Annotated in this window: 13 protein-coding genes and 2 tRNA genes; 13 read left to right on the top strand and 2 right to left on the bottom strand. The window is 71.9% G+C overall.

All coding sequences use genetic code 11. From position 1 onward, the window contains the following. Positions 1-19: 19 nt before the first annotated feature. From WFH32_RS00550 to WFH32_RS00565, 4 genes are all read left to right on the top strand, one after another. Positions 20-3028, top strand: coding sequence for a UPF0182 family membrane protein (locus tag WFH32_RS00550; RefSeq protein WP_191797693.1), 3009 nt, complete (start codon positions 20-22; stop codon positions 3026-3028). Between the two features lie 185 nt (positions 3029-3213). After that, complete coding sequence (locus tag WFH32_RS00555; RefSeq protein WP_336705908.1) at positions 3214-4302, top strand: aldose 1-epimerase; 1089 nt, start codon at positions 3214-3216, stop codon at positions 4300-4302. 60 nt (positions 4303-4362) lie between these two features. After that, positions 4363-4436 (top strand) — tRNA-Met (locus WFH32_RS00560). A gap of 165 nt (positions 4437-4601) precedes the next feature. Further along, positions 4602-4675, top strand: a tRNA-Met gene (locus WFH32_RS00565). A 75-nt stretch (positions 4676-4750) separates the two neighbouring features. Here the strand turns inward: WFH32_RS00565 and WFH32_RS00570 are convergent. Continuing rightward, positions 4751-5374: an NADPH-dependent F420 reductase gene (locus WFH32_RS00570; RefSeq protein WP_336705909.1), complete on the bottom strand. Its 624-nt coding sequence runs from the start codon at positions 5372-5374 to the stop codon at positions 4751-4753. Positions 5375-5485: 111 nt separating this feature from the next. Here WFH32_RS00570 and WFH32_RS00575 point away from each other — a divergent pair, with 111 nt between their 5' ends. The 9 genes from WFH32_RS00575 to WFH32_RS00615 all read left to right on the top strand — a co-directional run bounded on the left by WFH32_RS00575 (position 5486) and on the right by WFH32_RS00615 (position 11928). Further along, positions 5486-5980 (top strand): MarR family winged helix-turn-helix transcriptional regulator, encoded by a 495-nt coding sequence (locus tag WFH32_RS00575; RefSeq protein WP_191797689.1) that lies wholly within the window; start codon positions 5486-5488, stop codon positions 5978-5980. A 182-nt stretch (positions 5981-6162) separates the two neighbouring features. After that, on the top strand, positions 6163-7017 hold the full coding sequence (locus WFH32_RS00580; RefSeq protein ID WP_336705910.1) for an ABC transporter substrate-binding protein: 855 nt from the start codon (positions 6163-6165) through the stop codon (positions 7015-7017). Position 7018: 1 nt separating this feature from the next. Beyond that, complete coding sequence (locus WFH32_RS00585; RefSeq protein ID WP_336705911.1) at positions 7019-7957, top strand: amino acid ABC transporter permease; 939 nt, start codon at positions 7019-7021, stop codon at positions 7955-7957. Next, positions 7954-8685: an amino acid ABC transporter ATP-binding protein gene (locus WFH32_RS00590; RefSeq protein WP_191797683.1), complete on the top strand. Its 732-nt coding sequence runs from the start codon at positions 7954-7956 to the stop codon at positions 8683-8685. Before WFH32_RS00585 ends, WFH32_RS00590 begins: the two co-directional genes overlap by 4 nt. Before the next feature lie 82 nt (positions 8686-8767). Then, entirely contained in the window at positions 8768-9253 is a 486-nt protein-coding gene (locus WFH32_RS00595) for a dsRBD fold-containing protein (RefSeq protein WP_336705912.1), read from the top strand. A 129-nt stretch (positions 9254-9382) separates the two neighbouring features. Next, complete coding sequence (locus tag WFH32_RS00600) at positions 9383-10522, top strand: DUF2235 domain-containing protein (protein WP_336705913.1); 1140 nt, start codon at positions 9383-9385, stop codon at positions 10520-10522. Between the two features lie 112 nt (positions 10523-10634). Next, positions 10635-11060: a DUF1761 domain-containing protein gene (locus tag WFH32_RS00605; RefSeq protein WP_336705914.1), complete on the top strand. Its 426-nt coding sequence runs from the start codon at positions 10635-10637 to the stop codon at positions 11058-11060. An 8-nt stretch (positions 11061-11068) separates the two neighbouring features. Then, a complete protein-coding gene (locus WFH32_RS00610; RefSeq protein WP_336705915.1) occupies positions 11069-11353 on the top strand; it encodes an acylphosphatase in 285 nt (94 codons plus the stop codon). Positions 11354-11364: 11 nt separating this feature from the next. Next, entirely contained in the window at positions 11365-11928 is a 564-nt protein-coding gene (locus tag WFH32_RS00615) for a DsbA family protein (protein WP_191797673.1), read from the top strand. Here the strand turns inward: WFH32_RS00615 and WFH32_RS00620 are convergent. Continuing rightward, positions 11916-13556: an MFS transporter gene (locus WFH32_RS00620; protein WP_318244242.1), complete on the bottom strand. Its 1641-nt coding sequence runs from the start codon at positions 13554-13556 to the stop codon at positions 11916-11918. The two genes, WFH32_RS00615 and WFH32_RS00620, sit on opposite strands and share 13 nt — an antisense overlap. Between the last annotated feature and the right edge of the window lie 145 nt (positions 13557-13701).

The raw sequence follows: 13701 nt of genomic DNA on the forward strand, positions 1-13701 counted from the left end.
GCAAAGAGGTAAGCCCACCGTGTCATTCGCCGCAGCGCCACGACGCCCTTCGGGGTCCGAGGCCGGCTCCCGCAGACGACGCAGCCCGCTCGGCATAGCCGTTGCCGTCGTGGCTGCCCTCGTCCTCCTGCTGTTCCTGCTCGCACAGTTCTGGACCGAGGTCCTCTGGTTCACCCAGCTGGGCTTCGAAGGCGTCCTGTGGACCGAGTGGGGGACCCGTGCGGCGCTGTTCGTCGGCGGCTTCCTCGTGATGGGCGGACTCGTCTTCCTGTCGCTGTCGCTCGCGTACAGGTCCCGCCCGATCTACGCGCCCTCGACCCCCGAGCAGGCCACGCTCGACCAGTACCGCGAGGCGATCGAGCCCCTGCGCAAGGTCGTGACGATCGCAGGCCCCGCGCTCATCGGCTTCTTCGCCGGTGCGGCGGCGTCCTCGCAGTGGAGCACGGTGCTCCTGGCACTGAACTCGGTGCCGTTCGGCACCAAGGACCCGCAGTGGGGCCTGGACATCTCGTTCTTCGTCTTCACGCTGCCCGTGCTGCGCTTCGCCGTGGGCTTCCTCATGGCCGCGGTCATCATCTCGGGCATCGGTGCCCTGGCGACCCACTACCTGTACGGCGGGGTGCGCATCGGCGGTGGCGCGGGCAGCGGCCCGCGCACGACCAAGGCGGCTCGCGTGCAGCTCTCGGTCACGGCCGCCGTGCTCATGCTGCTCATCGGTGCCAACTACTGGCTCGACCGGTACTCGCTCCTGACCACGACGGGTGACAAGTTCGACGGCGCCTCGTACGCCGACGTCAACGCCGTCATCCCGTCCAAGGCGATCCTGACGGGCGTCGCGATCCTCGTCGCGCTGCTGTTCGTGGCGACCGCGGTCCGCGGCAACTGGCGCCTGCCCGCGATCGGCGTGGGGCTCATGGTCGTCTCCGCGATCGCGATCGGCGGGATCTACCCGGCCGTCGTCCAGCGCTTCCAGGTCAACCCGAACGCGCAGGAGTTCGAGGCCGAGTACATCCAGCGGAACATCGACGCGACCAAGACCGCGTTCGGGCTCGACGGGGTCGAGGCGTCGAACTACGACGCGAAGACCCAGGCCGAGGCCGGCGCGCTGCGCGCCGACGCGGACACCACGGCGTCGATCCGTCTGCTCGACCCGCAGATCGTCAGCCCGACGTTCCGCCAGCTCCAGCAGAACAAGCAGTACTACAACTTCCAGGAGACCCTCTCGGTCGACCGGTACATGATCGACGGCGAGAGCCGTGACACCGTGATCGCGGTCCGCGAGCTCAACCTCGAGGGCCTCGGCGCGAGCCAGCGCAACTGGGTCAACGACCACACCGTGTACACGCACGGGTACGGCGTCGTGGCCGCGTACGGCAACCAGATCGGCCCGGGCGGCCAGCCCGCGTTCTACGAGGGCGACATCCCGTCGGTGGGGTCCCTGCCCGAGTACGAGCCGCGCATCTACTTCAGCCCGGACTCGACCCAGTACTCGATCGTCGGCGCCCCCGAGGGCACCAAGCCCTGGGAGTTCGACTACCCGGACGACGACGCAGGCGGCCAGGTCAACAACACGTTCGGTGCCGAGGACGGGGCCGTCGCAGGCCCCAGCGTCGGCTCGTTCGGCACCAAGCTGCTCTACGCCCTGAAGTTCGGCTCCGAGCAGATCCTGTTCTCGGACCGTGTGACGCCCGACTCCCAGATCCTGTACGACCGGTCGCCGCGTGACCGCGTCGCCAAGGTCGCGCCGTACCTCACGCTCGACGGCAAGGTCTACCCCGCCGTCGTGGACGGCCGGGTCAAGTGGATCGTCGACGGCTACACGACGACCAACTCCTACCCGTACTCCGCATCGCGCCCGCTCGACGAGGCGACGCAGGACACCCTGACGGTCAACTCGCAGTCGGTCGCGGCGCTCGCGCCGCAGCAGGTCAACTACATCCGCAACTCGGTCAAGGCCACGGTCGACGCCTACGACGGTTCGGTCGACCTCTACGCGTGGGACACCGAGGACCCGATCCTGCAGGCGTGGGACAACGTCTTCCCGACGTCGCTCAAGCCGATCTCCGAGATCAGCGGCGACCTCATGAGCCACCTGCGCTACCCCGAGGACATGTTCAAGGTCCAGCGCGCGCTGCTCACGAGCTACCACGTCGACGACGCCCGCGAGTTCTTCTCCGGTCAGGACTTCTGGAACGTCCCGCGCGACCCCACCGTGCGCGGCACCGGCACCAAGCCCTACCAGCCGCCGTACTACCTGACGTTGCAGATGCCCGGTCAGGAGGACCCCGCGTTCTCCCTCATGACGACGTTCATCCCGGGCGGCAACTCCGACCGAGAGATCCTCACCGGGTTCCTCGCGGTCGATGCCGAGGCAGGGAGTACCGCCGGCGTGAAGGCCGACTCCTACGGCAAGCTCAGGCTCCTCGAGCTGCCACGCAACGCCACGGTCCCCGGACCGGGACAGGTGCAGAACACGTTCGACTCGGACCCCACGGTGTCCAACGAGCTGAACATCCTCAGCCGCGGCAACTCCACCGTGATCCACGGCAACCTGCTCACGCTCCCCGTGGGCGGCGGTCTGCTCTACGTGCAGCCCGTGTACGTGCAGGCGTCCGAGGGCACCAAGTTCCCGCTGCTGCGCAAGGTGCTGGTCAGCTTCGGTGACCAGGTCGGGTTCGCCGACACGCTCGACGAGGCCCTCAACCAGGTCTTCGGCGGCGAGTCGGGTGCGTCGGCCGGTGACGCCGGTGGTGAGGTCGCTCCGGTCATCCCGACCGACGGAGAGACCCCGCCGCCCACGGACGGCACCGACACCGGGACGGACACCCCGGCGCCCGTCACGGAGAACCCCGAGGCGCGCGCCCAGCTCGACCAGGCTCTCCAGGCCGCCAGCCAGGCGATCAAGGATGGTCAGGCCGCCCTCGCCGAGGGGGACTTCGCCGCCTACGGCGAGTCGCAGGAACGCCTGCAGACGGCGCTCGAGTCGGCGATCGCCGCCGAGGAGTCGCTGGGCACCGAGACCCCGTGACGCGCGGATGACCGGTCACCCCCTGGGGTGAGCGAGGTGACGACGGACGCCGCTCCTGACCTGAGGGTCGGGGGCGGCGTCCGTCGTCTGCGCCGAGGGCGACGCCCCCTCCCGCCGAGGGTGACGCGCTCACCGTCGGCGGGTGCGTTTGTCATTTGTCGTGCGGAAGACGAACATGGGGCCTCATGACCAGTGCAACCGTTTGCAGCAACGCTTACATCGTCGAGGGATCGCTCGGCGCACTGCCGACGGTCGCGCTCGTCCACCCCTCCGGAGCCGAGCTCGTCGTCGCCCTGCGCGGCGCGACGGTCCTCGCCTGGCGGGCGCCGTGGAGCCGGCCCTCCTCGACGTCGCGCGACGTCGTCGACCTCCTCGACGGGTACGCGACCGAGCAGGCGCTCCTCGCCCAGGACGCGACGCGGTCGGGCCTGATGTTCCCGTTCGCGAACCGGATCGCGGGCGGCAGCTACGTGTTCGACGGCGTCGCGCACCACGTCCCGCCCGTCGCCCCGGGAGAGACCCAGACCATGCACGGGTTCGCGCGCGTCCTCGACTGGGAGATCGTTCCCGAGGACGAGGGCGCCCTGCGCGGCACCGGGGGCACCGACGGCACGGGTGCGCCTGGCGGCACGAACCGTACGGGCGAGGAGTCCGTGGCCCTGACCCTCGCGACCGAGATCCGGGGTACCGACCTAGCCGGCTATCCGTTCGACCTCGAGACGCGGATCCGCTTCGAGCTGACCGAGCGCACGCTCGACGTGACCTGGTCCTACCGCAACGTCGGGCGGGACGCGGCGCCCGTCACGGCCGGCTGGCACCCGTACCTCCGCATCCCCGGCCACGACACGATCGACGGCCTGGAGCTCCATGTGCCCGCCCGTGCGACGGTCGCGACCGACGCGAGCCTTCTCCCGCTCGACGGCGAGGCCGCCCGGGTGGTGCGTGACGCCGTCGGGCCGGTGGCTCTTGCCGGGACCTGCCTCGACACCGCGTTCACCGACCTCGTGACCGACGCGGACGGTCGCGCGCGCACGCGCGTCCTCGACCCGTCGACCGGCGCAGGCCTCGAGCTGTGGCAGGAGCGCGGCAACATGCACGTGTACACGGGAGACGGGCTGGACGAGCGGGCGCGGGCGTCGATCGCGCTCGAACCCGTCGAGAGCCTGACGAACGCGTACAACCGCGAGGACTGTGCGCAGGACGTCCGGCTCGCGCCGGGGGAGGAGCGCGTGTTCCGCTTCGGGGTCGGGATCGTCGCACCGCACCGCTCCTGATCGGACCCGGGCGCCCGATTTGGCGCCCCGGCCTCTGTCCCGTAAGGTGGTGTTCACCGACGCGGGGTGGAGCAGCTCGGTAGCTCGCTGGGCTCATAACCCAGAGGTCGCAGGTTCAAATCCTGCCCCCGCTACACATGGAAGGCCCGGTTCAGCAGACTTGCTGGACCGGGCCTTCGTCATTCCCGGGATGCCACCGGGGAGGAGCGCCGGACCCACGCGCCGCCCGCGTGTGACGTGCCCGACACGCGCCCTGGTCACGGCAGGGGCGAAAGGTCGCGTAGAGTGGTGTTCACCGACGCGGGGTGGAGCAGCTCGGTAGCTCGCTGGGCTCATAACCCAGAGGTCGCAGGTTCAAATCCTGCCCCCGCTACAAAAGGAAGGCCCGGTCCAGCAGACATGCTGGACCGGGCCTTCGTCATTCCCGGGTCGCGCCCAGGACGCCGCGTCAGTCGGCGAGCGTGAAGCCGGTCGTCCACTGGGTCGCGCCGGAGCCTGCGAGCGTCATCTGGACGAAGCCGAGGGCCTCGAGCTCGCGGGCGCGCTTGAGCGACCCGGCGTCGATGCCCTTGAGGCCGCCCGCGCGGACGAGGTCGACGAGCGTGGCCTTGGCGTCGTTGTCGTCGCCTGCGACGAGCACGGTGGTCGACTGGTCGGCGACCTTGCCGCTCGCGAGGGTCGAGGCGAAGTTCGTGTTGAACGCCTTGACGACCGTGGCGGTCGGGGCGAGCGCGGCGATCTGGGCGGCGGCCGAGGAGTCGGCCGGGACGACGAGAGAGTCGAACGTCGCGAAGTCGACGGGGTTGGTCGGGTCGACGAGGACCTTGCCGTCGAGCCGGCCGGCGTACTGCGCGAGGACCTCCGGCACGGCGGGGTAGGGGAGCGCGAGGACCACGAGCTCGCCCGTGATCTCGTCGCCGACGACGCCCGACGTGAACGATGCGCCGGAGCCGAGCGTGGCGGCCTTCTCGGCGTCGCGCGCCAGGACCTGGACCTGTGCGCCGGCGTCGAGGCCGATGCGCGCCACGCCTGCTGCGATGTTCCCTGCGCCGATGATCGTGATGCTGGTCATGAAGTCCTCCGGGGCTGCGACGCCGGTACCGCACCGACGTGATTGGTTGTTGATACAACTAACGTAGACCCGCTTAGTTGTCGTGTCAACCATTGTCGGTAGACTGGCCCCATGACCGACGACGTGCGATGGCTCTCCCCCCGCGAGCTGCGGACCTGGATGCGCCTCCAGGCCGTCTCCGAGCTCCTCCCCGGTGTGCTCGACGCCCAGCTCCAGCGCGACGCGCAGCTCACCCACTTCGAGTACCTCGTGCTCGCGATGCTCTCCGAGGCGCCGGACCACACGCTGCGCATGACGGACCTGGCGCTCAAGACCAACGCGACCCTGCCCCGCCTCTCGCACGTCGTGAAGCGCCTCGAGGGCCGCGGCTACGTCGAGCGCTCGCCCTGCCCCGAGGACCGTCGGGCCACGCTCGCGGTCCTGACCGGCGCAGGCTGGGACAAGGTCGTCGCAACGGCACCCGGCCACGTCGGGACGGTCCGCGAGCACATCATCGACCGCCTCACCCCGGAGCAGGTCGACCAGCTCGACCAGATCGCGCGCTCGATCCTCGAGTCGCTCGACACCGAGGGGCGCCTCGACGCCCTCCACCTCCCCGAGGACTGAGCGACGGAGGGAAGGAGCGACGGCGCGACGGTGTGACGCGACCCACCGTCTCACCGTGCGTCCCGCCCATGTCTCACCGCATGGGACCGGCGTAGAGTCGACCTCCGGCGAGTCCCGGCAGCACGCGTCACCCGCGGCCGTCCGGAGCCGCCTCGTCACCCTCCTGACCCCGGAAGGTCCTCATGCGCCGCCTGAACGCCGTGCTGCCCGTCGCAGCCGTCTCGACCGCCCTGCTCCTCGCGGGCTGCTCCGCCGACGACTCCTCGAACGACGCCGGCTCGGCCGGCTCGACGCCCGCGTGCGCGCCGGGCGCCCTGCCCACCCACACCGACGGCAAGCTCACGGTCGCCGCGGGCGAGGCGTACTCGCCCTGGTACATCGGCGAGCACGACAGCGGCGAGGGCTTCGAGTCCGCGCTCGTCTACGAGGTCGCCGACCGGCTCGGCTACTCAGCGGACGACGTCGAGTGGGAGCTCGTGACGTTCGAGCAGATCGTCAGCCCCAGCATCAAGGAGTTCGACTTCGCCGCGTGGCAGACGTCCATCTCGGACGAGCGTCGCAAGGCCGTCGACTTCTCGAGCCCCTACCTCACGACCCGCCAGGGCGTGATCGTGCAGGAGGCCGGCCCGTACGCGGGGGCCACCACGCTCGACGAGCTCAAGGACCTGCGCATCGGCGTCACGGCCGCCCAGACGAGCCTCACGCTCGCGAAGGCCGCGTTCGGCGACGACGCGAACATCGTCCCGTTCAACGGTGCGGGCGACGGCATGACGGCCCTGCAGTCGGGCACGATCGACGTCATGGTCATGGACGTCGACCAGGGCGTCGCGGCCTCGACCGAGTACTTCCCCGACTCCGTGGTCATCGGCACCCTGCCGGACCAGGGCACGGTCGAGCAGTACGGCCTGGTCCTTGACCTGGGCTCGGTGCTCACCGACTGCGTCTCGGCCGCGGTCGACTCGCTCGAGGAGGACGGCACGCTCGCCGAGCTGCGCACCACGTGGCTCAAGTCGGACGACATCCCCGAGCTGGGCTGAGGTGAGCGGGGGCGCGTCGGGCGTCGCACCGCCCGAGGACAGCAGGCCCGACGGCGGCGCTCACCCCGGGACCGCAGCCTGGACCCCGTCCCCGCTCGCGGTGGCGAGGGACTCCTACCGGCGTGCGCGGCGCCGTCGGGCAGCGTGGGTGTCCACGCTCTCGACCGTGGTCGTGGTCGCGGTCCTGTACGTCGTGGTGACCACGGCCCCCGGGTGGGAGCGCACGCGCGACGCGTTCTTCTCCCCGGCCAGCGCGTGGGACTCGCTGCCCGCGATCGCCGAGGGGCTGTGGCTCAACCTGCGGGTGTGGGTCGTGGCGTCGGTCGTCGGGATGGTGCTCGGGATGACGCTCGCCGTGATCCGCACGAGCCGCGTCCCGGCGCTGTTCCCGCTGCGCGCGTTCGCGGTCGCGTACGTCGACGTGTTCCGCGGGGTTCCGCTGCTGCTCGTGCTGCTGCTGGTCGGGTTCGGTCTGCCGGCGCTGCGGCTCGAGTGGCTCCCGACGTCAGGGGCGTTCCTCGGCGCGCTCGCGATCATCCTCACGTACACCGCGTACCTCGCCGAGGTGTTCCGGGCCGGGATCGAGTCGGTGCACCCCTCGCAGGTCTCGGCCGCGCGCTCGCTCGGGCTGACCCGCGCGCAGACGACGCGCAAGGTCGTGCTGCCGCAGGCCGTGCGGCACGTGACCGCGCCGCTCGCGAGCAACCTCGTCTCGCTCCAGAAGGACTCGGGGCTCATCTCGATCCTGGGCGCCGTGGACGCGATCCGGGCCGCGCAGATCGCGGCGTCCGGCAGCTACAACTTCACGCCCTACGTGGTGGCGGGCGTCCTGTTCCTGCTCGTCTCGATCCCGCTCACGCGCGTCGTCGACGTGTACTCGGCCCGTCAGGGGTGGCGCGGGTCGCTCGCGACCGTGAGCGGGGCGGGGGCGATCCGATGAGCCACCTGCTGTCCCTGCGGGGGATCCGCAAGACGTACGGCGAGCGCCTCGTGCTCGACGGGATCGACCTCGACGTCGACGAGCACCGATGCGTCGTGCTCGTCGGGGCGTCCGGGTCGGGCAAGTCGACGCTGCTGCGCGTCGTGAACCTCCTGGAGGAGATCGACGACGGCGAGATCCTGCTCGACGGGCAGGACGTCGCCGACCCGCGCCTCGACGCGAACGCCGTCCGGGCGCGCATGGGCCTGGTCTTCCAGTCGTACAACCTGTTCCCCCACATGAAGGTCATCGACAACGTGACCCTCGCCCCGCGCCTCGTGCACAAGCGCGGCCGTGCCGAGGCGGAGGCGGTGGCCGAGGCCATGCTGCGCCGCGTCGGTCTCGCGCACCGTATGACGGCCTACCCCGACCAGCTCAGCGGCGGCGAGCAGCAGCGTGCCGCGATCGCGCGGGCGCTCGTGTCCTCGCCCGAGCTGCTGCTCCTCGACGAGGTCACCTCGGCGCTCGACCCCGAGCTCGTGGGCGAGGTCCTGGACCTGCTCGCGGACCTGCGGGCCGAGGGCGTGACCATGCTCGTCGCGACCCACGAGATGGGCTTCGCTCGCGAGGTCGCCGACGAGGTCTGCTTCCTGCACCAGGGCCGCGTGCACGAGCGCGGCACGCCCGAGCAGGTCCTCGGCGACCCGCAGCGCGAGCGGACCCGGGAGTTCCTGCGCCGGCTGCGCTGACCGGGCCGCGGGGACACCGCCCTTCCGCGCGGGCCGCCCGGCGCGCATCATGGAAGCAGGTTCCTCAGCGGGGAGGCGCGACATGTTGGCAGCGGTCGGAGACAGGATCATCCGGGCCTCGGGGGTCGTCGGCGGCGTGGTCCGCGACGGCATGGTCGTCGAGGTCCAGCACGAGGACGGCTCGCCGCCCTACCTGGTCGAGTGGGCCGACACGGGCGAACGGACGCTCGTCTACCCGGGGCCTGACACCATGGTCCGCGCTCCCGTCGAGGGCGCCGAGGCGCACGAGGTGGCCGTCCCGGTGCACGCGAAGTCCTGGCACGTCCAGGTGAGCCTCGTCGAGAGCGAGGGGCGGACGACGGCGGAGGCCATCCTGGTCGGTGACGTCCCGTCCGAGCTCCACGCCGTGGGCAGGGCTCGCAAGGACCCCGGCGACACGGAGATCGAGGCGATCGGCGACCACGTCGCGGCGGCTCGCGCGCTGCGCGCGCTCGCGGACCGGCTGCTCGGCATCGCGGAGTCGGAGATCGAGGGGGCGACGGGGGTACCCGCGCACGTGCACCACTGAGCCCGCGGGCTGCGGCCGGCGGGGCCGGCGGGCCTGGTCGGCGGAGCGCGGCGCTGCATCACCCGGCGTTGCGCCGCGCTCCCTCCAGGTAGGCCCGCCGACGGCGACGGGAGGGTTCGAGGAGGAGCCATGAAGCGCCTGGTGCTCTGCTGCGACGGCACGTGGAACTCGCCGGTCCGTGTGAGCGTGTCGAACATCGAGAAGATCGCCCGGTCTGTCCACACGGGCATCGGGCCCGACGGGGTCCAGCAGATGGTGTTCTCGGTCGAGGGCGTCGGCGCCCGCGGCTACCGGGTCGACGCCCTGCTGGGCGGGGCGTTCGGGTACGGGCTCAGCCGCAACGTCGTCGCGGGCTACCGGGACCTTGCGCTCAACTACGAGCCCGACGACGAGGTGTACGTCTTCGGGTTCAGCCGTGGTGCGTACACCGCGCGCAGCGTGGCGGGGATGATCGCGAGCGTCGGCCTGCTCACGGCGGACGCGCTCGCCGACCGCGGCGCCGGCAACCTGCTGGCCGAGGCCGAGGCCCTCTACCGCGACCACTCACCGGGTCGCCGCGCTCGCGTCTCGGCGTTCCGCGAGAGGTACTGCTACCCGCAGGTGCCCATCACCTTTCTCGGGGTGTTCGACACCGTGGGGGCCCTCGGCGTCCCAGGCATCACCCGTCGCAGGAGCCGCTTCCACGACGTGCGCCTCTCGAGCGCCGTCCAGTGCGCGCGCCAGGCCCTCGCGATCGACGAGCGCCGGCTCACGTTCGAGCCGTGCCTGTGGGACGTCCCGACCGACGACGACCGGCCGGGAGGCGTCAAGCAGGTCTGGTTCCCCGGCGCCCACTCCGACGTCGGCGGGGGCAACGACTCGTCGGGGCTGTCCGACGTCGCCCTGCTGTGGATGATGGGGGAGGCCGCGACGTGCGGGCTGACGTTCTACCCGGACCGGGTGCTCGCCCAGCTCGGCGACGAGCCGGAGCTGGTCGGGCGGTTCACGCCCCGGGCGCTGTACCGCGTGCTCAACACCGCCAAGCGGTGGAAGCGCAGGCCTCGGTTCAAGGGGACGCGGCGCCTGCTCGCCGGGGTGCCGCTCGAGGACGGCTACGTCGACCACGTCCTGCTGTCCGACCTCGCGCTCGCGCTGAGCGCCGACCCCGCGTCCGACTACGCCAGGCACGCGCGCAACATCGCGTGGTGGAAGGAGGCCGCCGGTGGTGACCCCGCGGTCGAGGCCGTGCCGACCCTCACCGACGTCCCCCGACGGCTCGTCCTGACCTGAGCGTCGACGTTCCGCCCGGCGCGGCGGGCGCCCCGGCGGTTAGCCTGAAACCGGTGGCGCGCTGCGTCGTCGGGCCGCACGCCTCTCCGGCGCCGCGCGGAAGGAGCGAGACATGGCATGGCTGGACACGATCGGAGACCTCAACTGGTGGGCCGTGCTCGTGGCCACCCTCTCGACGTTCGTCGTCGGTCTCCTGTTCTACTCGACCGGTGCGCTGGGGCGGCAGTGGGCGAGCCTCGTCGGGCTGACCGAGGAGGAGATGAACAGCAGTGAGGGCGCCGGGCCGCGCTTCGCCGCCACGGGCGTCGCCTCGCTCCTCACGGCGATCCTCCTGGGGGCGCTGATCCTCGCGACCGGGGTCGACGGGCTGTGGGAAGGACTGCTGTTCGGCGCGGTGGTCGGCCTGGTGTTCCGCGCAGGGGCCCACGTGATCCACAACGGGTTCGCGCACCTGCCCACGCGACTGACCCTGATCGACGGGCTGCACGACGTGGTCGCGCTCGCGGTCATGGGCGCGATCCTCGGCGTGTGGCAGTAGGCGTGGGTATGGCGGACGACGACCGGTCGCACGACGGCCGGCCGCACCACGGCCGAGGGGAGGCTGCGGTCCGCGTGGTCGTGCACGGGCACGTGCAGGGCGTCGGCTTCCGGTGGGCGACGACCCGCCAGGGCGCCGCGCTCGGGCTGGCGTGCGACGCGCAGAACCTCCCCGACGGGACCGTGCTCGTGACGGCGCGCGGCGAGGCGTCGGCCCTCGACGGACTCCTCGACTGGCTCCGGAGCGGACGGACGCCCGGGCACGTGACGCGCGTCGACGAGGACCCGGTGTGATGCTGGGGGACGTGACCTCGCCCGCCGACCTCGTACCAGCGAACGCCCACGTCTTCGGCGCTCCCGACGCGCCCGTGACGATCGTCGAGTTCGGCGACTTCGAGTGCCCCTACTGCCACGACGCGGCCCCCGTCCTGCGGACGGTCGTCGAGGAGTCGGACGGTCAGGTCCGGCTCGTCTTCCGCCACTTCCCGCTGTTCGAGGTCCACCCCTATGCGCTCACGGCGGCGCTCGCGGCCGAGGCCGCCGGGGCGCAGGGCAGGTTCTGGGAGATGCACGACCTCCTGTTCGCGCACCAGGACCGGCTCGACGACGTCGGGCTCGCGCACTGGGCGCAGAAGCTGGGTCTGGACGGTGCGAGCGTCGTCGGTGACGCCGCGCAGCAGCACGGTGACGCCGTCGAGCGCGACTACCTGGCCGGGACGGCGCTCGGTGTGCGGGGCACGCCCACGCTCTACGTCGAGGGCGTGCGGTATCGGGGCCGGGTGACCGAGGACGGCGTCCGGGCGGCGGTCGCCGCCGCGCTCGCGGACGCGGGACGGGCGACGGGCCCGGCACCAGGTCAGGGCGCCTGAGCCGAGGGGGCGTTCGAGTCCTTCCGCGGCGCCGCCGGACCGCCCACGGGCGCGGTCGGGACCAGTCGTGCGAAGAACAGCGCCGTCAGGGCCACCAGGGCGAGCACCGCGAGGCTCGCCCGCAGGCCCGTGATGCGTGCGGCCTCGTTCTCCTCGGTCAGGGCGGCGACCTCGTCGGGCGGCAGCCCGGCGCTCGTGAGCGCCTCCTCGACCTGCGCGTCGGAGATGAAGGGGACGCCGCCCGCGAGCTCGACCTGGGCCGTCGCGGCGATCTCGGCGCGCACCGCAGGGTTGTTCGCGACCCCGGTGAGGAAGGTCGCCGTGAGGCCCGCGATGAGGACCGAGCCCGCGAGCGCCGTCCCGAGCGACGCGCCCAGGTTGGTCAGGGTGTTCTGCAGGCCGCCGACGTCGCCGCTCTGCTCGTCGGGCACGGCCGAGACGGTCACGGCCCCGAGCTGCGAGGCGAGCGCCCCGACGCCGAGCCCCGCGAGGGCGAGCGGGACCGTGACGACCTCGGGCCCGGCACCGACCTCGAGCCCGGCGAGCAGGCTCACGATTCCGGCGAGCAGCGCGGCCACGCCCCAGCGCACGACCGTGCGGGGCGAGGCGCGTGGGAAGAAGCGCGGGATCCCGACGGCCGCGAGCAGGAGCGTCACGGACAGCGGCAGGAGTCGGATGCCGGTGTCGAGCGCGGAGAGCCCGAGGGCGACCGACAGGTACAGGGGGACCGTGAAGAACAGGCCTGCCTGGAGCATGAACTGGAAGAAGAACATGGTCAGGCCGCCGTTGAGCTGGGCGTTGCGCAGCATGTCGGGCCGCACGAGCGGTTCCTTGCCCGCCGCGACGACGCGGTGCTCCCACGCGAAGAAGAGGCGGACGACCAGCATTCCGGCCAGGATCAGCCAGATGGTCGGGGACAGGCCGAGCCACGACGGTCCACCGGGTCGCGTCTGGACCCAGCCCCACTCTCCCGAGCGCAGCACGCCGAACACCGCGATGCCGAGCCCGACCGCGGACAGCACCGCACCGACCAGGTCGAGCCGGAACCGCGGACCGAGCGGGGCGTCGGCGATCCGGCGCGTGAGCAGCAGGATCACGGCGACGATCACGACCTCGCCGACGAACACGTAGCGCCACGTCCAGTACGTCGTGACGAACCCGCCCACGAGCGGCCCGGCGGCCACCGCGATGGCCCCCGCGGACGCGACCAGCCCGTAGGCGCGCGGCCGGTCGGGGGCCGCGAAGTTGGAGGCGACGAGCGCGACGATCGCGGGCATGATGAGCGCCGCCCCGACCCCCTCGAGCACCGACCAGCCGAGGATCAGCACGCCGAGGTTCGGCGCGAGGGCGGTCGTGAAGGACCCGCACGCGTAGATGATGCACCCGAGCACGAACGCCCGGCGGCGCCCGATCAGCCCGCCGACCTTCCCGCCCGGGATCATGAGCGTGGCCATGACGAGCGTGTAGAGCGTGATCGCGGTCTGGATGCCGGTGACCGTGGTGCCGACGTCCTGCGCGACCTGGGCGATCGACACGTTCATGACCGAGCTGTCGAGCGTCATGACGAACTGGCCCGAGGCGAGCGTCAGCAGGACGACGCCCGTGGCGCGCTCAGCGGTTCGAGCCACGGTCTGCTCCGGTGCTGCACGAGCCCATGGTCGCCCCCGGTCGTCTGCGTCGCGGCAACGGGTCGTCCCGCCGTGAGTCTCAGTGTGTCGCCCGAGGGGCCGACGGGCCACCGCACGAGTGGCCACCGCCCCAAGGCCTGCGCGG

This window comes from Oerskovia sp. USHLN155, from assembly GCF_037145535.1.
In the GTDB taxonomy this organism is placed as follows: domain Bacteria; phylum Actinomycetota; class Actinomycetes; order Actinomycetales; family Cellulomonadaceae; genus Oerskovia; species Oerskovia rustica.